Source organism: Streptomyces sp. NPDC046862 (genome assembly GCF_040704615.1).
Taxonomy (GTDB): Bacteria; Actinomycetota; Actinomycetes; order Streptomycetales; family Streptomycetaceae; genus Streptomyces.
Genome location: NZ_JBEYXP010000070.1, coordinates 27,063 through 50,357, shown reverse-complemented (window position 1 = coordinate 50,357; position 23,295 = coordinate 27,063). Strand labels below are relative to the sequence as shown.

Genomic DNA, 23,295 nt, shown 5'->3' with positions numbered 1-23,295 from the left:
TCACTTCGGGTCGAGCGTGCGGTTGAGGGCGCGGCCGCGCGTGCGGTCGAGTGCGCTGTCGACGGCCGCCGCGATGGCCGCCGCGATGTCGGGCGCGAACTCGGGCCGGCAGATCTCGTGGTGTGTGCTCGGTACGTCCTGGACGTGCAGCTCGCCGCTGATGTGCGGGGCCCACTGGTCCATGTACGGGGCTTCCGGGTTGAGCGTGGCGTTGAAGAAGAGGGCGTCGCCGTCGAACACCGGCGGCTGGAACTTCTTGAGGATCTCGACGTTGTTGACGACGAAGTCCGACGAGATCTCCAGCAGCCGCTCCTCGTCCCGGCCGGCCAGATCGCCGACGTGGTCCTTGAGGAGGGCGCGGACCTGGGCGAGTTCGAGGTCCGGGTCGTCCGCGAAGTGCCCGCTGGGAGCCGCGTCCAGCAGGGCCAGGAGGGCCACTTCGTGCCCCCGGCGCTGGAGTTCCGCGGCCATCGCGTGGGCGACGACTCCACCGAAGGACCAGCCGACGAGGTGGAAGGGGCCTTCGCTCTGAATTGAGAATACCTGGTCGAGGTATTCCGACACCATGGATTCAATGGAATTTTCGCAATTCTCTCCATTGAATCCACGCGCCTGAATTCCGTACGACGGACGGTCCTCGGACAGGTGCGCCGTGAAGTTGAGATACGGCCAGGCCAGACCGCCGGCGAGGTGGATCCACCACAGCGGTTCCCCGTCACCACGCGTCTGGATGGGCAGCAGCCGGGCGAACGGATCGGCGTTCTCACGGGACGCGGACCCTGAATCCATGTAGGCCGCCAGTTCCGCGACCGTGGGCGACTGGAAAACGGCACGCATGGGCAGTGCCACGCCCAGCTGCGTACGAATTCTGCTGCCGAGCCGGGTGGCCAGCAGGGAATGCCCGCCCAGGGCGAAGAAGTCGTCGTCGACGCCGACGCGTTCGAGACCGAGGACGTCGGCGAAGACGGCCGCCAGCTGTTCCTCACGGGGTGTGCCCGGTGGCCGGTAGGTGCCTTCGGTGACGAAGTCCGGTTCGGGCAGCGCACGGCGGTCGAGCTTGCCGTTGGGTGCGAGCGGCAGCCTGTCCAGGAGGACGAAGGCCGCCGGGACCATGAAGTCGGGCAGCTTCTCGGAGACGAACCGGTGCAGTTGGCCCGTGTCGAGACCCGTGTCGGGGGCTTCGAGGTCGTCCACGGGCACGACGTAGGCGACCAGGCGGTTGTCGCGGGACACCACGGCCGCCTGGGCCACCCCCGGATGGGCCGTGAGCGCGGCCTCGACCTCCCCGGGTTCGACGCGGAAGCCGCGCACCTTGACCTGGGCGTCGCCGCGGCCCGCGTACTCCAGTTTCCCGTCGGCGTTCCAGCGGGCCAGGTCGCCGGTGCGGTACATCCGGGAGCCGGGTGGCCCGAAGGGGTCCGTGACGAACCGTTCCGCCGTGAGGGCCGGGCGGCCGTGGTAGCCGCGGCCCACGTTGCCGGCGACGTACAACTCCCCTGTCACACCTTGCGGTACGGGCCTCAGCCCCGGCCCCAGGACGTAGGCCCGCATGTTCTCCAGGGGTTCGCCGATGGGTGCGCTGCCGCTCCACTCCCCGCCCTGGGGGACGGAGAAGGTGGTGGCGTAGAAGGACTCGCTCTGGCCGTAGGCGTTGACGATCCGTACGCCCGGGAAGGCCTCGCGCGCCTTGTCCACCAGGGAGGCGGGCAGCGCCTCGCCGGCGAAGACGAGGGTGTCCACGCTCGTCTTGTCGGCGATGGTGTCGACGAGTTCGGCGAAGGCGGACGGAACGGTGCTGATGACGTTGCCGTGCCAGCCCTCCCGCTCGCCGAGGACCAGGACGTCCCGGACGACCTCGACGCTGCCGCCGGTGGTGAGGGTCGTGAAGATCTCGAAGGCGGAGACGTCGAAGTTGATCGAGGTGCCCGCGAGCAGCCGCCGTCCCTTCTCCATCCCGATCCGCGAGGCCAGCCGCAGCACGCCGTTGACGACGTTGCTGTGGGTGATGGCGACGCCCTTGGGCTTGCCGGTGGAACCGGAGGTGTACATCACGTACGCCAACTGACCTGTGTGCACGGCCGCTTCGAGGTTGTCCCCGTCGCCCGTGCCGAGGTCGAGCTCGTCCACGAAGAGCGCGGGCGCCTGAATCCCGGGCAGGACGGAGACGGTCTCCGAGTCCGTGAGGACGAGCTGCGGGCGGGCCTCGTCGAGGATGGCCGCCAGCCGGTGGCTCGGGTACTTCGGGTCGATCGGCAGATAGGCGCCGCCCGCCTTGAGCACCGCCAGCAGGCCCACCACCAGGTCGGTGGAGCGCGGCAGCGACACCGCCACGACCGACTCGCGTCCGACACCGCGGGCGGTGAGCGCCCGGGCCAGCCGGTTCGCCCGCGCGTTGACCTCGCGGTACGTCAGCTGCCGGTCCTCGGCGATCACCGCGATCTCGTCCGGCGTCCGCTCCACCTGGAACTCGAAGAGTTCGGTGATGGTCAGGTCCGGGGTCTCGGCGGCCGTGCTGTTGAACTCCACCAGCAGACGGTCGCGTTCGGCCGGCTCCAGGGTGTCGACCGCGGCGACCTTCGTACCGGGGTCCGCCACCAGCTGCCGCAGGATGCGCACCAGCCGGGCCGCGAACTCCTCGACCGTGGCCCGCTCGAAGGCGCCCTGCTTGAACTGCAGGGTGAGCATCAGGTGCGGGTCGGCCGCCGCCATCAGGGTCAGCGGGTAGTGGGTGCCCGAGAAGGGCCGGATGCCGGTGAAGGCGATCCCGGAGGCGGTGTTGGCGTCGCTCAGGCCTTCCTTGTCCACGGGGAACGACTCGAACACGACGAGGGTGTCGAACAGCTTCTTCAGGCCCGCGCCCTGCTGGATCTCGGTCAGCCCGTAGTAGTGGTGGTCGAGCAGCGCGGCCTGGCGGCGCTGGAGTCCGGTGAGCACGTCGGCGAGGGTGTCGCCGGGGCCGTACTCGACACGCACCGGCAGCGTGTTGATGAACAGGCCGACGATCGAGTCGACGCCCTGGAGCTCCGGCGGCCGGCCGGAGACCGTGGCGCCGAACACCACGTCCTGCCGTCCGGTGAGCTCGCCGAGCAGCAGCGCCCAGGCGCCCTGGACGAGCGTGTTGACGGTGACCCCTAGTTCGGAGGCGCGCCGGTTGAGGCCGCGGGCCTCCTCCAGGGGGAGCTGGATGTCCACCTGGCCGACGCCCTGGTCCTCGTGGTCGTCGTGGACGTCGTCGGCGGAGGGACCGAGCAGCGTGGGCTCCTCCACTCCGGCCAGTTCCCCGGCCCAGGCCCGTGCCGTCTCGTCCTGGTCGCGCTGCGAGAGCCAGACCATGAAGTCGCGGTAGCCGCGGATCCTCGGCAGCGCCGTCAGGTCGCCGGCCGTGCCGTACAGCCGCAGCAGGTCCTGCATCAGCAGCGGGAACGACCAGCCGTCGAAGAGGACGTGGTGGGCGGTGAGGACGAGTTCGGAGCGCTCGTCGGTCATCCGGACCAGGGCGAGCCGCAGCAGCGGCGGGACGACCGGGTCGAAGTGGACGGTGTGGTCCTCGGCGAGGAACCGCTCGAAGGCCTCCTCCCGCTCGGCCTCCGGCAGTTCGCGCAGGTCGAGCTCCTGCCAGGGGATCTCGACGTCGTCGAGGACGAGCTGGACCTGACGGCCGTGCGCGTCGGTGACGAACGCGGTGCGCAGGTTGGCGTACCGGTCGAGCATGGCCTGCCCGGCGGCCCGCATCCGTACGGGGTCCACGCGCCCGGAGACGTGGAAGGCGATCTGCATCTGGTACGCGTCGATCGCCTCGTCGTTGACGAGCGTGTGGAACAGCAGCCCGGACTGCAGCGGGGTGAGCGGCCAGACGTCCGCCAGCCCGGGGTAGTTCTGCTCCCAGGCCTCGATCTCGTCCTGGCCCACCTCGACCAGGGGCAGGTCGGACGGGGTGAGCCCGCCCGCGTCCTCCTGGCTCGCGTGCCGGGCCACAGCCGCCAGGGCGTCGGCCCACAGGTCGATCAGCTCCTGCGCGTCCGCCGCCTCCAGCACGCCGGCCGGGAAGCCGACGACCGCTTCGAGCTGGGCGCCCAGGTCGGTGTCGATGACCGCCGAGTTGATCTCGACGGTGGACATGGCGGGCATGTCGGCATCGAGGTCCGCGTCCAGGCCGTCGGCGTCGGTCAGCTGGGTCCAGCCGAGGCCGCGCAGGCTCTCGGGCATGTCGGCGGAGGAGAAACGGCCCAGGTAGTTGAAGCCGATCTGACCGGTGGAGTGCTGCCTCAGCTCCTCGGCGGTCCCGGGGTTCAGGTACCGCAGCAGACCGAAGCCGAGTCCCTTGTCGGGGATGGCCAGCAGCTGCTCCTTGACCGCCTTGACGATCCCGCCGGCCGCCGGGCCGCCGGCGAAGGCGTCCTCGACGTCGAACCCGACGGTGTCCAGACGGACCGGGAACATGCTGGTGAACCAGCCCATCGTGCGCGACAGGTCCGCGCCCGGGACGACATCCTGCTCACGGCCGTGGCCCTCCAGCTTGATGAGCGTCGACGACTCCTCCACGCCACGGGCCCGCCGCCACTTGGCCACGGCGATGGCCAGCGCGGCCAGCAGACCGTCGTTGACACCGCCGTGGAAGGCGGCCGGGACCCTGGTGACCAGCGCCTCGGTGACGTCCACCGGCAGCCGCATCTGCAACTGGTCGAGGGTGGAGCGGGTGTCGACGGCCGGGTCCAGCGCGCGGGAGCCCAGCAGCGGGTCGGGCCCGTCCAGGACCGAACGCCACAGCTCCATCTCGGCCGTGCGGGACTCGCTGCCCGCCTCCTCGATCAGGGCGTGCGTCCAGCGCCGTACGGACGTGCCGACCTCGGGCAACTCCGGCGAGCGGCCCTCCCGTACGGCCTTCCACGCCTCCGCGAGGTCCGGGACGAGGATGCGCCAGGAGACACCGTCTACCACGAGGTGGTGCAGGGCGATGATCAGGCGTCCGGGCCCTTCGGCCGCGTCGAACCACACGAACTGGGCCATGATCCCGGCGGCCGGGTCCAGCCGGCCCGTCGCGGCGTTCAGCTCGTCCTTGGCGAGCCTCTGCCACGCGTCGCCCCACGTCCCGTCGCACGGGACGCGGTGCACGAGGGTCGCCGCGTCGACCGAGCCCACGGGCCCCACGTGCATGCCCTCCTCGGGAACGAGCCGGGAGCGCAGGATGTCGTGGGTGTCGAAGACCGCGTTCAGGGTGGCGGCCAGGCCGCCGGCGTCGATGCCGGCCGGGAGTTCCAGCGCGATGGACATCGAGAACCGGTCGTAGCCGCCGCCGAGTTCGAGCATGTACTCGGTGATGGGCAGGTGCGGCAGCACACCGGTGCCCCCACCCTCGAACTCCTCCAGGACGACGCCCGTGCCGACGCTGGTGGCCACGGTCGCGAGTTCCGCGACGGTCCGCTGCTCGAAGATCTGCCGGGGCGTGACCTCCACACCCTGGGCACGGGCGCGGGACACGACCTGGATGGAGCGGATGCTGTCACCGCCGACCGCGAAGAAGTCGTCGTCGATGCCGACCCGGTCCAGGCCCAGCACGTCCGCGTACACGGCGGCGAGGACCTGCTCCTCGGGGGTGCGCGGGGCGCGGTAGGTCTCTCCGGTGAACTCCGGCTCGGGCAGCGCCTTGCGGTCGAGCTTGCCGTTCGGGGTGAGCGGCAGCCGGTCCAGGATCACGAACGCCGTCGGGACCATGAACTCCGGCAGCCGGCTCGTCATGAAGGTCCGCAGGTCGCGGGAGGTGAGCCCGGCGGTGAGGTCGACGTCGATGTCGCCGAGCCCACTCACGCCGTCGCCCTCGCCGCCCGCGCCCACCGGCACGACGTACCCGACGAGTTGCTTGGCCCCGCCGCGCGTCTCGCGCACCACGACCGCCGCCTGCGCCACCTCGGGGTGGGCGACCAGCGCGGCCTCCACCTCGCCGGGCTCGATGCGGAAGCCGCGCACCTTGACCTGGGCGTCGCCTCGGCCCGCGTACTCCAGGGCGCCGTGGCGGTTCCAGCGGGCCAGGTCGCCCGTGCGGTACATGCGGGAGCCGGGGGGACCGTAGGGGTCGGCGACGAATCGTTCCGCCGTGAGGTCGGGGCGGCCCAGGTAGCCGCGGGCCACGTCGCCGGCGACGTACAGCTCGCCGGTGACACCGACCGGGACGGGCCGCAGGTAGGCGTCCAGTACGTAGGTCCGCATGTTGCCGAGCGGGGAGCCGATGGGTGCGCTGCCCGCGACCTCGCCCTTGTCGGAGGAGACGGCGAAGGTCGTGGCGTAGAACGACTCGGTCTGCCCGTAGGCGTTGAGGACGCGGACACCGGGGATCGCCTCGCGCATGCGCTGGACCAGCGTGGCGGGGAGGGCCTCGCCGGCGAAGACGACCGTGTCGACGTCGATGCGGTCGGCGAGCTGGTCGAGCAGTTCCGCGAAGGCGGACGGGACCGTGCTGATCATGGTGCCGTCCCAGCCGCCGCGCTCGCCGAGGACCAGCACGTCCCGCACGATCTCGACGCTGCCGCCGCTGCTGAGCGTGGTGAACAGCTCGAACACCGACACGTCGAAGTTGACGGACGTGCTCGCCAGGGTCCGTGAGCCGGGCTCCATGCCGAGTCGGTTGACCAGGCGCAGGACGCCGTTGACGACGCTGTGGTGCGTGAGGGAGACGCCCTTGGGAGTGCCCGTGGAGCCCGAGGTGTACATGACGTACGCCAAGTTGCCCGGGTGAAGAGGGACTTCGGGATCGTCCGCCGGGTGGGCGTCGAGGTCCAACTGGTCCACGAAGAGCGCCGGGATGTCGTTCTCCGGCAGCACCGACACCGTCTCGGAGTCGGTGAGCACCAGCTGCGGGCGCGCCTCGGTGAGGATGTGCTCCAGGCGGTGGCTCGGGTACTTCGGGTCGATCGGCAGATACGCGCCGCCCGCCTTGAGCACCGCCAGCAGGCCGACGACCAGCTCCACGGACCTCGGCAGCGACAGCGCCACCACCGACTCCGGCCCCACTCCCCGGCCGGCCAGTTCGCGGGCCAGCCGGTTGGCGCGGGCGTCGAGGTCGGCGTACGTCACCGACTCACCCTCGAAGACCACCGCGACCGCGTCGGGGGACGCCGCCACCTGCTGCCGGAAGAGCTCGGGCAGCGTCACCTCGGGTGTCGGCACCGCCGTGTCGTTGAAGCCGTACAGCACCTGCTCGCGTTCGGCCGCGTCCAGGACGTCGACCGCTCCGATCGGGCGCCCGGGGTCGGCCACCACCTGACGCAGCACCCGCACGAACCGGGCCGCGATCGTCTCGGCCGTCTCGCGGTCGAACAGGTCGGTGGCGTACTCCAGCAGGCCCTGGACCTCTCGTCCATCGGCGTCCGTGACCTCCGTCAGGTTGAGGAACAGGTCGAACTTGGCGGTGCCGGTGGCGATCGGCTCGATGCCGACGCCGAGGCCCGGCAGGTCGAAGTCGGCCTGGGTGAAGTTCTGCCAGGCGAACATCACCTGGAACAGGGGGTGGTAGGCGGTCGAGCGGTCGGGGTTGAGCAGCTCGACCAGCCGCTCGAAGGGCACGTCCTGGTTGCCGTACGCCGACAGCGCCTTCTCCCGTACCTGCTCGACGAGTTGGTCGAAGCTCAGGTGGGCGGACATCTCGGCGCGCAGCACCCAGGTGTTGACGAAGAAGCCGATCAGGTCGGCGAGGGCGTCGTCGGTGCGGCCGGCGATCGGGGAGCCGATCGGGATGTCGTCGCCGGCGCCGAGCTGGCGCAGCAGCACCGCGAACACGGACTGCATGACCATCGACACGGTGAGGTCCCGCTCCTGCGCCAACCGCTCGACGGCGAGGAGGAGTTCGGGCTCGATGGCGAACTCCAGCATGTCGCCGCGGTAACTGGCCCGCGGCGGCCGGGGCCGGTCGGTGGGCAGGTGCAGCGGCTGCGGAGCGCCCTGAAGGGTCTCCTGCCAGTAAGCGGACTGTTCGGAGAGCACGCTGTCGGCGTCGTCGGCGTCGCCGAGCAGGTCGCGCTGCCACAGGGCGTAGTCGGCGTACTGGACGGGCAGTTCGGCCCATTCGGGGGCCCGGCCCTCCCGCCGGGCGGCGTACGCCTGGGAGATGCCCTGGATCAGCGGGGCCATGGACTCGCCGTCGCCCGCGATGTGGTGGATCACCAGGGTGAGGACGTGGTCCTCGGGCCCGGCCCGCAGGATGCGGGCCTGTACGGGGATCTCGGTCGCCAGGTCGAAGGTGTACCCACCGGCGTCGGCGACGGCGGACTCGATGTCCTCGGGTGACAACTCGACGACCGGGACGACCAGTCGGGCTTCCTCGACCGGCAGCACCAGCTGGTACGCGACGCCCTCCTCGTCCTCGCGGTAGACGGTCCGCAGGCTCTCGTGGCGGTCGATCACGTCCTGGATGGCCGCGACGAGCGCCTGCGCGTCCAGCGCCCCGGTCAGCCGCAGCGCCATCGGGATGTTGTACGTCGCCGACGGCCCCTCGAACTTGTCGATGAACCACAGCCGGCGCTGGGCGAACGACAGTGGCATCCGCTCCGGGCACTCGGCGAGCCTGCGCAGCGGCGGCCGCACCTTGAGGTCGCCGGTCAGATGGGCGCCGAGCTCCGCGACCGTCGGCGAGCCGAAGACGACCCGGATGGGGATCTCCGCGTCGAGGACGGTACGGATGCGGCTGGTGAGACGGGTGGCGAGCAGCGAGTGGCCGCCGAGCGCGAAGAAGTTGTCGTCGATGCCGACCCGCTGGGCGCCCAGCACCTCGGCGAACAGCTCCGCCAGGGTCTCCTCGGCCGTGGTGCGCGGCGCCCGGTAGGCGGTGCCGGTGACCTCGGGCTCGGGCAGGGCCGCCCGGTCGAGCTTGCCGTTGGGCATCAGCGGCAGCCGGTCCAGGGCGACGAACGCGGAGGGGACCATGAACTCGGGCAGCCGCTCGGAGACGAACCGGCGCAGCTCGTCCACGTCCGCCTCGCCGACCGCGTAGGCGACGAGTTGCTTGCCGCTCCCCGGTCCCGGGCGGGCGATCACGACGGCCTGGTCCACCTCGGGGTGGGCCGTCAGCGCCGCCTCGACCTCGCCGGGCTCGATGCGGAAGCCGCGCACCTTGACCTGGGAGTCGCCGCGGCCGGCGTACTCCAGGCGGCCGTTCTCGTTCCAGCGGGCCAGGTCGCCGGTGCGGTACATCCGTGATCCGGGCGGACCGTAGGGGTCGGCGACGAACCGCTCGGCCGTCAGGTCGGGGCGGCCGTGGTAGCCGCGGCCGACGTTGCCGGCGACGTACAGCTCGCCGACGGCGCCCGGCGGCACCGGCGTGAGACCGGGGCTGAGGACGTACGCCCGCATGTTGCCCAGCGGGGAGCCGATGGGCGCGGATCCGATCCACTCGTCGTCGCCGTCGCTGTCGCCGGAGACGGTGAAGGCGGTGGCGTAGAAGGACTCGCTCTGGCCGTAGGCGTTGACGACGCGGACGCCGGGGAATGCCTCGTGGACCTTCTCGACGAGGGAGGCGGGCAGGGCCTCACCGGCGAAGACGACGGTGTCCACCTGCGTCTTGTCCGCGATCTGGTCGACGAGTTCGGCGAACGCGGACGGCACGGTGCTGATGACGCTGCCGCGCCAGCCCTCGGCCCGCTCCCCCAGCACCAGTACGTCACGGACGATCTCGACGGTGCCGCCGCTGGTGAGGGTGGTGAACAGTTCGAAGGCGGAGACGTCGAAGTTGATCGAGGTGCCGGCCAGCAGCCGCTTGCCCGGACCCATGCCCACCGTCGGGGCCAGGCGCAGAACGCCGTTGACCAGGTTGTGGTGGGTGATGGCGACGCCCTTGGGCTTGCCCGTGGAGCCCGAGGTGTACATGACGTACGCCAGCTGCTGTGCGCTGCGGGGCAGTTCGAGGTTGGAGCCGTCGCCGTCGGCCAGGTCGCCGAGGTGGAGGACGGGTGCCTCGGTGGGCGGCAGCACACCCGCCATGGCGGTGTCGGTGAGGACCAGCTGCGGGGCGGCCTCCTTCAGGATCGCCTCCAGACGGTGGCTCGGGTACTTCGGGTCCACCGGCAGATAGGCCCCGCCCGCCTTCAGCACCGCCAGCAGGCCGACCACCAGCTCCGCCGAACGCGGCAGGGACACCGCGACCAGCGACTCCCCGCCGACGCCCAGCGCGGTCAGGTCGCGGGCCAGGCGGTTGGCGCGGGCGTTGAGCTCGGCGTACGTCACCGACTCGCCCTCGAAGACGACGGCGGCCTCGTCGGGCGTGGCCGTCGCCTGGAGCTCGAACAGTTCGGTGATCGTGACGTCCGGGGTCTCGGCGGCCGTGTCGTTCAGGGCGAGCAGCCGGTCGCGCTCGGCGGGCTCCAGCAGGTTGACGCGGCCGACCGGGGTCTCCGGGTCCTCGGCGAGTTGCTTCAGCACGCGTCCGAAGCGGGCGGCGATCGCCTCGACGGCCTCGGGGGCGAGGACGCCCTCCTGGTAGTTGAGGGTGAGCCTGAGGTGCGGGTCGGCGTCCGCCATCACGGTCAGCGGGTAGTGGGTGCCCGTGGTGGGGCGGATGCCGGTGAAGGCGATCCCGGCGGCCGTGTTGGCGTCGGTCAGGCCGTCGCGGTCCACGGGGTACGACTCGAAGACGACCAGGGTGTCGAACAGCTTCTTCAGCCCGGTGGCCCGCTGCATCTCGCTGAGCCCGTGGTGGTGGTGCTCCAGCAGGCCGGCCTGGCGGTGCTGGAGCCGGGTGAGGACCTCGGCGAGGGTGTCGGCCGGGCCGTACTCGACGCGTACGGGCAGCGTGTTGATGAACATGCCGACGATGGAGTCCACGCCGCTGACCTGCGGCGGCCGCCCGGAGACGGTGGCGCCGAACACGACGTCCTGCCGGCCGGTGAGCTGGCCGAGCAGCAGCGCCCAGGTGCCCTGGACGAGCGTGTTGACGGTGACGCCGAGTTCGGAGGCGCGCCGGTTGAGGGCGCGGACGTCGTCGAGCGGCAGCGGCACCTGGACGCCACCGATGCCGGTGCTCTCCTTCTCGGCGCGGGCGCCGGGCAGCAGCAGCGTCGGCTCGTCCACGCCGGCCAGTTCCTCGGCCCACACGCGGGCCGTCTCCGCGTGGTCCTGGCGGGACAGCCAGACGAGGAAGTCCTTGAAGGAGCGGACGCGCGGCAGCACGGAGGTGTCGCCGTTCGAGCCGTACAGGCGCAGCAGGTCCTGCATCAGGACGGGGAAGGACCAGCCGTCGAAGAGGACGTGGTTGGCGGTGAGGACCAGTTCCGAGTGGTCCTCGCTCATGCGGACCAGGGTGAGCCGCAGCATGGGCGGCACCAGCGGGTCGAAGTGCGTGCCGTGGTCGTCGGCGAGGAACTGCCGGTACGCCTCCTGGCGCGCGGACTCCTCCAGGTCCCTGAGGTCGATCTCCCGCCACGGCACCTCGACCCCGTCGATCACGAGCTGCACCTGGGTGCCCTCGGAGTCGGTGACGAAGGCGGTGCGCAGGTTGGCGTACCGGTCGAGCACCGCCTGCCCGGCGGCCCGCATGCGCGCCGGGTCGACGCGGCCCTCCACCCGGAAGGCGAGCTGCATCTGGTACGCGTCGAAGGTGGCGTCCGCCAGCATCGTGTGGAACAGCAGACCGGACTGCAGGGCGGTCAGCGGCCACACGTCGACGAGACCGGGGTGGCGGCGCTCCCAGCTCTCGATGTCCCGCTGGCTCACGCTCACCAGCGGCAGGTCGGACGGGGTGAGCCCGCCCGCGCCCTCCTGGCTCGCGTGCCGGGCCAGCGCGCCGAGCGCCGCGCACCACAGGTCGGCCAGCTCCTGGACCTCCGCGCGGTCCAGCACACCGGGCGGGAAGGAGATCACGCCGTCCAGCCGGGCGCCCTCGTCGGTGTCGATGACGGCCGAGTTGAGCTCCAGGACGGACATGGCCGGCATGTCGGCGTCCAGGGGTGCCGCCAACTCGCGGAGCTGGGTGAAGCCGAGGCCGCGCAGGTGCTCGGGCATGTCGGCGGAGGAGAAACGGCCCAGGTAGTTGAAGCCGATCTGGCCGGTGGAGTGCTGCCTCAGTTCCTCGGCGGTCCCGGGGTTGAGGTACCGCAGGAGCCCGTAGCCGAGTCCCTTGTCGGGGATGGCCAGCAGCTGCTCCTTGACCGCCTTGACGACGGCGCCGGCCGCCGGGCCGCCCGCGAGGGCCTCGTCCAGGTCGAGGCCGCCCGTGTCCAGGCGGACGGGGAAGAGGCTGGTGAACCAGCCGACGGTGCGGGACAGGTCGGCGCCGGGGACGACGTCCTGCTCACGGCCGTGGCCCTCCAGCTTGATGAGTGTCGAGGTCTCCGCCACACCGCGCGTACGGCGCCACTGGGCGACCGCGATGGCGAGCCCCGCGAGCAGACCGTCGTTCACCCCGCCGTGAAAGGCCGCGGGAACGGTCGTCAGCAGGGCCTCCGTGACGTCCGCGGGGAGGCGCACGGGGAGGTGTTCCAGGGCGGTGCGGGTGTCGACGGCCGGGTCCAGGGCGCGAGAGCCCAGCAGCGGGTCGGGCCCGTCCAGGACCGAACGCCACAGCTCCATCTCGGCCGTGCGGGACTCGCTGCCCGCCTCCTCGATCAGGGCGTGCGTCCAGCGCCGTACGGACGTGCCGACGGCCCCGAGTTCGGGTGTACGACCCTTCCGCACCGCCTTCCACGCCTCGGCGAGGTCCGGCAGCAGGATGCGCCAGGAGACGCCGTCCACGACCTGGTGGTGCAGCACGATGATCAGGCGTCCGGGGCCGCGGTCCGGGTCGAACCACACGAACTGGGCCATGACCCCGGCCGCCGGGTCGAGTCGTCCCGCCGCCGCGTCGAGCTCGTCCTCCGCGAGCTGCTCCCAGGCGTCGCTCTCCCAGTCGCCGTCGCAGGCGATCCGGCGGACCAGAGCGGACGTGTCGACGGAGCCGACAGGCTCCACGTACAGGCCCTCGCCCTGCACCAGCCGTGAGCGCAGCACGTCGTGCCGGTCGAAGACGGCGTCCAGGGTGACGGTCAGTCCGGAGGCGTCGATGCCCTCGGGCAGTTCGGCGAGCAGCGACATGGAGAACCGGCGGTGGGAGCCGCCCAGTTCCAGCATGTACTCGGTGATGGGCAGCAGCGGCAGCAGACCGGTGCCGCCGCCCTCGAACTCCTCCAGGACGACCGCGGTGCCGGCGCTGGTGGCGACCGTCGCGAGCTCGGCGACCGTGCGCCGCTCGAAGATCTGCCGGGGGGTGACCTCCACGCCCTGGGCGCGGGCCCGCGAGACGACCTGGATGGAGCGGATGCTGTCGCCGCCGACCGCGAAGAAGTCGTCGTCGACGCCGACCCGCTCCAGGCCCAGCACCTCGGCGTACACCGAGGCCAGGACCCGCTCCTCGGGGGTGCTCGGGGCGCGGTACTCGCTGCCGGCGAACTCCGGCTCGGGCAGCGCCTTGCGGTCCAGCTTGCCGTTGGGCATCAGCGGCAGCCGGTCCAGGATCACGAAGGCGGAGGGGACCATGAAGTCGGGCAGGGCCTGCGAGACGAAGGCCCGCAGGTCGGTGGCCTCGATGCCGGAACGGAAGTCGTGGCTGTCGTTGTCGCTGGTGAAGGCGGGGACGACATAGCCGACGAGCTGCTTGCCGCCACGGCTGTCCCGGGCCACCACCGCGGCCTGGGCCACCCCGGGGTGCGCCGTCAGCGCCGCCTCGACCTCGCCGGGCTCGATACGGAAGCCGCGCACCTTGACCTGGGCGTCACCGCGCCCGACGTACTCCAGCTGTCCCTGGTTGTTCCAGCGGGCCAGGTCGCCCGTGCGGTACATACGGGCGCCGGGTATTCCGCCGAACAGGTCGGGCAGGAAGCGCTCGAAGGTCAGGTCGGGACGGCCGCGGTAGCCGCGGGCCACGTTCCCGGCGATGTAGAGCTCACCGGCGACACCGGGGGCGACGGGCTTCAGGCCGGGGCCGAGGACGTACGCCCGCATGTTGCCCAGCGGGGTGCCGATGGGCACGTTGCCGGTGCCCTCCCAGTCGTCGCCGACGGTGAAGGTGGTGGCGTAGAACGACTCGGTCTGCCCGTAGGCGTTGACGACCCGCACACCCGGGAAGGCGGCCCGCACCTTGTGCACGAGCGCGGCGGGCAGCGCCTCCCCGGCGAAGACCAGGGTGTCGGGGCGGATGCGGTCGCCGATCTGCTCGACGAGCTCGCCGAACGCGGAGGGGACGGTGGAGATGATGTGGCCGTCCCAGCCGTCGCGTTCACTGAGCGCGAGCACGTCGTCGACGATCTCGATCGTGCCGCCGTGGCAGAGGTTGGTGAAGATCTCGAAGACCGACACGTCGAAGTTGACCGAGGTGCTCGCCAGGGCCGTGCGGCCCGGTCCTGCGGCGATCCGCTCGGCGAGGTGCGTGATGCCGTTGACGACGTTGCCGTGGGTGACGGCGACGCCCTTCGGGGTGCCGCTGGAGCCCGAGGTGTACATCACGTACGCCAGGTGGTCCTGCTCCAGGGCGACCCGGGGGTTGTCGGTCGGTCCCTCCGTCGGCAGCTCGTCGATGAGGACGCGGGGCGTGTCCGTCCCCGGGAGCACCGACGCCGTGTCCGCGTCGCTGAGCACCAGCTGCGGGCGGGCCTCGCCGAGGATGTACTCCAGGCGGTGGCTCGGGTACTTGGGGTCGATCGGCAGATAGGCGCCGCCGGCCTTCAGCACGGCCAGCATGCCGACGACGAGGTCCACGGAACGCGGCAGCGACAGCGCCACCACCGACTCGGGGCCCACTCCCCTGTCCACCAGTTCGTGCGCGACGCGGTTGGCGCGGGCGTCGAGTTCGCCGTACGTCACCGCCTCGCCCTCGAAGACCACCGCGACCGCGTCGGGGGTCTCGGCGGCCCGCTGCTCGAAGAGCGCCGGGACGGTGGCCTCGGGGAACTCGGCGGCGGTGGCGTTGAGTTCGGCGAGCCGCTCCCGCTCGGCCGGCGCCAGCACGTCCAGGGCGCCCACCGGCTTCGCCGGGTCGGCCACGAGCTGCTCCAGCACGCGGACGTAGCGGTCGCCGATGGCCTGCACGGTCTCGCGGTCGAACAGGTCGGTGGCGTACTCGATGGTGCCGCGCGCCCCGTCCCCCTCGTCCGGTGCGACGTTGAACTCCAGGTCGAACTTGGCGGTCTTGGTGCCCAGTTGCTCGAAGTCGAGGCGGGTGGTCAGGCCCGGCAGGTCGATGTCGGCGCGGGTGAGGTTCTGCCAGGCGAAGAACACCTGGAAGAGCGGGTTGTAGGCGGTGGAGCGCTCCGGGCTGAGCTGGTCGACCAGCATCTCGAAGGGCGCGTCCTGGTTCTCGTACGCGCCGAGCGCGCTGTCCCGCACCTGTTCCAGGAGGTCCTCGAAGGTGGGGTTGCCGGGCAGCCGCACCCGCAGCACCCAGGTGTTGACGAAGAAACCGACCAGGTCGGCGAGGTCCTCGTCGACGCGGCCCGCGATGGGCGCGCCGATCGGGACGTCGTCGCCCGCGCCCAGGTGGTGCAGCAGCACGGCGAGCACCGACTGCAGCACCATCGACATGGTCAGCCCGCGCTCGGCCGCCAACTCCTCGACGCGTGCCCGCAGTTCGGGGGCCAGGCGGAACTCGACGTGGTCGCCGAGGTGGCTGGCGGCCGACGGGCGGACGCGGTCGAGCGGCAGGTTCAGCGGCTGCTCCATGCCGTCCAACTGCTCGCACCAGTAGGCGAGCTGACCGGCCAGGACGCTGTCCGGGTCGTTCTCGTCGCCGAGCATCTCGCGCTGCCAGAGCGCGTAGTCGGAGTACTGGACGGGGAGTTCCTCGAACTCGGGCGCCCGGCCCTCGTGACGCGCGGTGTAGGCGGTCTGGAGGTCGCGCAGCAGCGGGACGCCGGACTCGCCGTCGGCGGCGATGTGGTGGAACAGCAGGACGAGTACGTGCTCGTCGGGGGCGTGCCGCAGGACGCACGCCCGGACCGGGATCTCGGCGTACAGGTCGAACTCGTAGGAGATGGCCTCGTCGACGGCGTGCCGTACGTCCTCGGGGGCCACGGCGTGGACGGGGACGTCGACGCGGGCCTGGCCGGGTTCGAGGATCCGCTGGTAGGGGACGCCGTCCTCCTCGAAGAGGATCGTGCGCAGGCTCTCGTGCCGGCCGACCACGTCCTGGATCGCCGCGGCGAGCGCGTCCGTGTCCAGGTCGCCCGTCAGCCACAACGCGAGAGGGACGTTGTAGGTCGCGGAGGGGCCCTCGAAACGGTCGAGGAACCACAGCCGGCGCTGTGCGTAGGACAGGGGGATCACTGGGACTGCTCCTTGGTCATCTTGCGCAGGCGGGGGCGGTTCGTGCTGCCGGCCTTGGCCGTGGTGACCCGGCCCGAGAGCTCCGCGATGGACGGGTGCTGGAAGAGCGTGCGGATGGACGTCTCGATGCCGAGCCGCCTGCGCATCTGGCCGATCAGCCGGGTGGCGGTCAGCGAATTGCCGCCGAGGTTGAAGAAGTTGTCGTCGATCCCGACGCGGTCGACCTTGAGGACTTCGGCGAAGAGGGCGCACATGGCCTCTTCCTGGGGGGTGCGGCCGGGGCGGTACCCGTCGTCGGCCGTGACGGGCTCCGGCGGGGCGAGCGCCTCCCGGTCGACGGTGCCGTCCGCCGTGAGCGGCAGCGCGGTCAGCGGCACGAAGGCCGTGGGGACCATGTAGTCCGGCAGCCGCTTGGCCGTGAACTCCCGCAGCTCGTCCGTGTCGTGGGCCGCAGGGGTGCCGACCACGTACGCGGCGATCTGCTCGCCGTCGGCCGTGACCGCCGCCTGGGACACCTCGGGGTGCGCGGCCAGTACGGCCTCGATGTCGCCGGTCTGGAAGTGGTGCCCGCGCACCTTGGCCCACGCGCCGAGCCGGCCGGCGTACTCCAGCCGGCCCCCGGCGCCCCAGCGGACCAGGTCGCCGGTGCGGTACATCCGTGAGCCGGGCGGCCCGTACGGGTCCGACACGAACCGCTGGGCGGTGAGGACCGGTCGGTCCTGGTAGCCGCGGGCCAGCTCTCCGGCGATGTACAGCTCGCCGGTGACGCCCGCCGGGGACTGCCGCAGGAACGGGTCCAGCACATAGGCCCGCATGTTGCCGAGCACGGAGCCCAGCGGGGCCGGACCGTCGCCCTGCCAGCCCTCGGCGGCGGTGAGCGCGGCGGCCCGGATGGTCTCGGTCGGGCCGTACGCGGTCACGATCCGCACCCCGGGGACCGTCTCGCGCAGGCGCTGCACCAGCGAGCCCAGCAGGACGTCTCCGGTGAGGACGACGGTGGCGGCGTCGATCTCCGGGTGGCCGTCGAGGGCCGCGGCCAGCACCGGCGCGACCGTGCTGATCACGTCCGCGCCCCAGCCGTCGTCGGTGCCGATCCGTATGCCCGCCCCGGCGCACAGTCCGGCGAGGATCTCGAAGGCCGCCGGGTCCCCGGCCGGTGAGGCGGCGACCAGCCGGGTGCCGGGGGCGAGGCCGGCGCTGTCCGCGTAGTTCTTGAGGCCGTTCACCAGCGCGCGGTGTCCGACCGCGACAGCGCCGGGGCGTACGCAGGCCAGTTGCTGCGGCCCGACGCGGGCGGGGGCAGGGGCGGCCGGGTCGGCGTACTCCAGGGTCGTGAGCGTGAGTTCGGGCCCGTGCTGTCCGGACGTGAGCACCGTGTACGCGGCGCCCGCCCGCAGCGTGCCGATCAGGGCCACTGCCAGGTCGACGGAGGGCGGCAGCCGGAGCCCGACGACGGTCTCGGGTCCGGCGCCGCGCCCGGCCAGGGCGGCGGCGACCCGGTGGGCCCGCTCGTCGAGCTGCGCGTAGGTGAGGGACTCACCCCCGCGGCTCACCGCGACCGCGTCCGGGGTGGCCGCCACCCGCTGGTCGAAGAGCGCGGTGACGGTCTGGGCCGGCAGGTCCTCGACCGGTCCGGTCAGCCGCTGTTCCTCGTCCGGCAGCAGCAGGTCCACACCGCCGATCAGTTCGTCGGGGTCGGCCGCGACCTGACCGAGGACCGACCGCAGCCGGGCCGCGATGTCCTCGGCCGTGCCCCGCTCGAAGAGGCTCGGGTGGTACTGGAGCGTGAGCCGCACCTCGGGGTCGGACTCGACGATCAGGGCGAGCGGGTAGTTGGCGCCGCCGACCGAGCGGACGCCGGTGATCTCCAGTCCACCGCCGGGCGCGCGGTCCACCGGGTAGGACTGGAACGCCACCAGCGTGTCGAACAGGGCGTCCAGACCGGCCGCCTTGTGGATCTCCGTCAGGGGGTGGTGATGGTGGTCGAGGAGGGCCGTCTGGCGCTCCTGGAGGCCGGTCATCAGCTCGGCCAGGGTGCTGTCGGGCGCGCACCGGGCCCGTACGGGAACGGTGTTGATGAACAGCCCGACCATGGACTCCACACCGGGCAGGTCCGCGGGCCGCCCGGAGACCGCGGCGCCGAACACCACGTCGTCCCGCCCGGTCAGCCCGCCCAGCAGCACCGCCCAGGCGCCCTGCACGAGCGTGTTCAGGGTGACGCCGAGCTGGGAGCCGCGGGCGGCGAGCCGGCGGCCCTCCTCCGGGGTGAGCCGGAGCGCCACCTCCGCGACCTCTCCGGCCTCGGCGCGCGGCGCGGTGGCCGGAACCAGTGTGGTCGGCTCGTCGACGCCGGCCAGTTCGTCGGCCCAGGCGCGGGTGCTCTCCCGCTGGTCCTGGCGGTCGAGCCAGGCCAGGAAGTCCCGGAAGCTCCGCACGGCCGGCAGCTCTCCCTCGCCGCCGGCCGCGTACAGGCGCAGCAGGTCCTGGCCGAGGACCTGCTCGGACCAGCCGTCGAGCAGGACGTGGTGGGAGGTGAGGACCAGTTCGCTGTGGACCGGGCTCAGCCGGACCAGGGTCAGGCGGAGCAGCGGCGGCACGGACCGGTCGAACCGGGCGGTGCGGTCCTCGGTCAGGAACCGTCGCAGGGCCTCGGCCTGTTCGGCGTCCGGCAGGTCGCTGAGGTCGATCTCCCGCCAGGGCAGGGTCACACCGTCCACGACCAGCTGGACGAGGGTGCCGGAGACATCGGGCACGAACGCGGTGCGCAGGTTGGCGTACCGGTCGAGCAGGGTCTGCCCGGCCGCGCGCAACCGGTCGGCGTCGACCTCGCCGGTCAGCGTGAACAGCGTCTGCATCTGGTACGCGTCGTGGCCGCCGTCGCTGAGCATCGACTCGAAGAGCATGCCGGACTGCATCGGGGTGAGCGGCCAGACGTCGGCGAGGCCCGGGTAGCGCCGCCGCCAGGTGTCGAGGTCGTCGACCCCCACGGCGACCAGCGGGGTGCTGTCCGCCGCGCTCTCCTCACCGGCGGTTGCGGCCTCGCCGGCCGCGGCGGCCAGCACCGCGACCGTACGGCTCTGCAGGACCTGCTTCGGCGTGATCTCGACGCCCCGGGCGCGGGCCCGGGTGACGACCTTGATGGCGCGGATGCTGTCGCCGCCGAGGGCCAGGAAGTCGTCGTCGACGCCGACCCGTTCGACACCGAGGACATCGGCGAAGACTGCGGCCAGGACCTCCTCGCGCTCGCCGCCGGGCGCCCGGTAGGAGCCTCCGGTCAGGTCGGGCTCGGGCAGCGCCTTGCGGTCGACCTTGCCGTTCGGGGTGAGCGGCAGCCGCTCCAGCGGGACGATCGCGGCGGGAACCATGAACGCGGGGAGCTTCGCGGCGGCGAGCCGCACGAGCTCGCCGGTGTCCACACCGTTCCCGGCGTTCCCGCCGTTCTCGGGGTTCCCGGCGTCCTCGGTGACCACGTATGCCACGAGCCGGTTGCGGTGCGCGACCACCGCGCTCGCCTGGACGGCCGGGTGGGAGCGCAACACGGCCTCGATCTCGCCGAGTTCGACGCGCAGCCCGTTCAGCTTGACCTGGAAGTCGATGCGGCCGAGCAGTTCGATCATTCCGTCGGGGGTGAAACGGGCCAGGTCACCCGTGCGGTAGACGCGGTCGGTGACCCCGGCGTGCGACCAGTCGACGAACCGTTCGGCGGTCTTCTCCGGCTGGCCGAGGTACTCGCGGGCCACACCGATGCCGCCGACGTACAGCTCTCCGGCGACGCCGGGCGGGACCGGCCGGCGGTGGTCGTCGAGGACGTAGGTGTGCTGGTTCGCCATCGGGCGGCCGTACGGGATGCTCGCCCACTCGGGGTCGACCTGACCGACCTCGTAGATCGTGGAGTGGATGGACGCCTCGGTGACACCGCCGAGCGTGAGCAGCCGCAGGTTGGGGGCGAGGGCTCGGACCCGGTCCGGCAGCGGCACCGGGATCCAGTCGCCGCCGAGCATCGCCGCGCGCAGGTGCGGCAGCGGCTGGGCGCCGGTCTGCTCCAGGTGGTCGACGAGCAGCTCCAGCAGGGCGGGGGCGGTGTTCCAGACGGTGACGTCCTCGGCGGTCAGCAGCTCGTGCCAGTGCGCGGGGTCCTTGGTGCGCTCGGGCGAGGGGACGACGACGGTGCCGCCGGCCGTGGTGATGCCGAGGTACTCGTAGACCGACATGTCGAAGCTGGGCGACGACAGGGACAGCACCTTGTCGCCGGGGCCCGCCGAGAAACGGGAGTTGAGGTCGGCGAGATTGTTCATCACGCCGCGGTGCTGGAGCGCGATCGGCTTGGGCTTGCCCGTGGAGCCGGAGGTGTGGATGACGTAGCAGAGGTTCTCCGGGGAGACGGTGACGCCCGGGTTGTGGGCGGGCCGGTCGGCGAGTCCGCCGCCGTCGCGGTCCAGCAGCACCAGCTTCCGGCCGGCGTCCTCGGGGAGGTTCCCGGTCAGGTCCGCGCGGCTGACCATCACCGCGCAGGCGGTGCCCTCCGCCATGGCGGCGATGCGCTGCGCCGGGTACTCCGGGTCCAGCGGCACGTAGGCGCCGCCCGCCTTGAGGATGCCGAGGATCGCGACCAGCAGTGCCGGTGAGCGGTCCAGGCACAGACCGACCCGGACGTCCGGGCCGACACCCAGCGAACGCAGCTCGTGGGCGAGCCGGTTGGCGTCCGCGTCGACCTCGGCGAAGGTGCGCCGCCCACCCGGGTGGACGACCGCGACCGCGTCCGGCTGCTCCGCCACGCGTGCCTCGAACGCCTCGTGCAGGCAGGTGCCGTGGGGCAGTTCGGTGTCGGTGGCGTTCCACTCGACGAGCGTGCGGTGCAGCTCGGCGTCGGTGAGCAGGCGCAGCTGGGAGACGGGCGTGGACGGCTCGCGTACGGCGTCCTCGGTGAGGGTGCGGTAGTGGGCGAGGAGACGCTCGGCGGTGGCCTCGTCGAAGAGCCCGGTGTCGTAGCGGAGTTCGAGGGAGCCGTCGTGGACGACGAGCTGGAGTTCGGTGCCTTCGGTGTCGTCGGTGTCGTCGGTGTCGGAGGCCTCGTCGAACCGGATGCCGACGGGGGCCGGGCCGTCGCCGGGGGCGGCCTCCTCGGCCAGCCGGCCGAGGGTCGAGGTGCCACTGACGCGGAACCGCACCGTCCCCTCGGCGGTGTCGACGGCGACGCGGTCCTGGCCGGTGTAGCGGAACAGTACGGCGGCGAGGGCGGCTGTCAGCAGATCAGGGCGGGCGGAGGTGCCGGTGGAGGTGCGGAAGGCGGCGTGGACCGCGGCCGTGCACCGGGACACGGCGCCCGGCCGGCGGGGCCGGTCGGCCGGCAGCAGCACGGGGGGCCACTGCTCGTCGGTGTCCTGGAGGTGGTCGTGGTTCACTGTCCGGCTCCCATCAGGATCGCGGTCTCGGTCGCGGGGGTCGTGGTCTGCCCCAGGGGCAGCGGGTTGCTCACGCACAGGTCGCGTACGGCGCCACGGACGCGGGCGACGAGGGCGGGGTCGATGACGTACTCGGTGTCGGTCACGGGGGCGGTGCCCTCCAGGACCGTGTGCATCAGCCGGGCGCAGTCCGCCATGTCCTCGGGGCGCATGCCGCGCTGGGCGAGGATGTTGGTGCCCAGGCGCAGTCCGCTGGTGACCAGCGGGGGCTTGGTGTCGCCGGGGATGCGGTTGCGGTTGGCGAGGATCCCGCACTCCTCCAGGGCCCGTTCGGCGACGACTCCGGTCAGGCCTCGGTCGTGCACGTCGATCAGGACCATGTGGTTGTCGGTGCCGCCGGTGAGGATCCGGTAGCCGAGCACGGCCAGTTCGGCGGCCAGGGCGCTCGCGTCCTCGACGATCAGCCGCGTCGTCTCGGCGAACCAGGGAGAGGCGGCGACCGCGAAGGCACGGGCCTTGGCGGCGATGGTGGCCGGACTGGGGGTGCCCTGCGACTGCGGGAACACCGCGCGCTGCATCAGCCGCGAGAGCGGGGTGCGCCCGTCGGGGCCCGGTGTGCGGTACTCGGCACCGCTGAGGATCAACCCGCCACGGGGACCGCCGAGTTGCTTGTACGTGCTGGTCGTCGTGAGGTGGGCGACATCGACGGGGCTCGGGTGCCGGCCGGTGGCGACCAGGCCCGCGATGTGCGAGATGTCGGCGAGCAGATAGGCACCGATCGTGTCCGCGATCGCGCGGAACCGGGCGAAGTCCACGGTCCGCGGGTAGGCGCTCGCGCCCGCGATGATCACCGAGGGCCGGTGCAGGAGGGCGAGCTCCTCCACCTGGTCGTAGTCGATACGTCCGGTGATGTCGAGGCCGTAGTGGAACGCCTTGTACTGGCGGCCGGTCACCGAGGCCGGGGAGCCGTGGGTGAGGTGGCCCCCGGCGTCGAGGTCCAGGCCGAGGATCGTGCCGCCGGACGGGACCAGGGCGGCGAGCACCGCCAGGTTGGCCGACGAGCAGGAGTGCGGCTGGACGTTGGCGTAGCGCGCCCCGAACAGGTCCTTGGCCCGCTCCACCGCGAGTCGCTCGACCGCGTCGAAGTGGACGGCCCCCGGATGGTAGCGGGCCCCTGGGTACCCCTCGGCCGTGACGTTCGACAGCGCCGCTCCGCCGGCGGCGAGCACCGAAGGGTCGGCGATGCTGGCCGAGGCGATCATCGCCAGGGTCGTGCCCTGGTGGCGCACCTCGGCGTCGAGCATCCGTGCCAGCTCCGGATCGCCGTGGTGCAGGGCCTCCATGCCGATGGCCAGAAGGGCCGCCTGCTCACCCGTCCCGGTTCCCTCGACGCCGGCCCCTGCGTTCTTGCGGGCCGTCTCCACCAGGTCGGTGCTCCAATGCCCGGCCATGTCGTCCACCTCGTTTCTCGATGAATGTCGCTGATGAATGAGCCCGGAAGAACGGAATCTCTTCGGCCCGCTTCTTGGATTCGGTCCGTCTCCCGGACCCGGCTCGCCCCTCACGCCCCAACTGCTTTCTTGCGCCTTGGCTGCGCTTCGCGGCTGCGGCTTTCTTGCGC

General features: G+C 72.0%; 3 protein-coding genes. All 3 read right to left on the bottom strand.

All coding sequences use genetic code 11. The annotated features are described in order from the left end of the window. The 3 genes from AB0959_RS46790 to glyA are packed head-to-tail and all read right to left on the bottom strand — an operon-like array spanning nucleotide 1 to nucleotide 23,125. Nucleotides 1–16,272 (bottom strand): amino acid adenylation domain-containing protein, encoded by a 16,272-nt coding sequence (locus tag AB0959_RS46790; RefSeq protein WP_366833040.1) that lies wholly within the window; start codon nucleotides 16,270–16,272, stop codon nucleotides 1–3. After that, nucleotides 16,269–21,674 (bottom strand): amino acid adenylation domain-containing protein, encoded by a 5,406-nt coding sequence (locus AB0959_RS46785; RefSeq protein WP_366833039.1) that lies wholly within the window; start codon nucleotides 21,672–21,674, stop codon nucleotides 16,269–16,271. Before AB0959_RS46785 ends, AB0959_RS46790 begins: the two co-directional genes overlap by 4 nt. Then, entirely contained in the window at nucleotides 21,671–23,125 is a 1,455-nt protein-coding gene (glyA, locus tag AB0959_RS46780) for a serine hydroxymethyltransferase (RefSeq protein ID WP_366833038.1), read from the bottom strand. The genes AB0959_RS46785 and glyA overlap by 4 nt, the downstream gene beginning before the upstream one ends. Nucleotides 23,126–23,295: the final 170 nt, after the last annotated feature.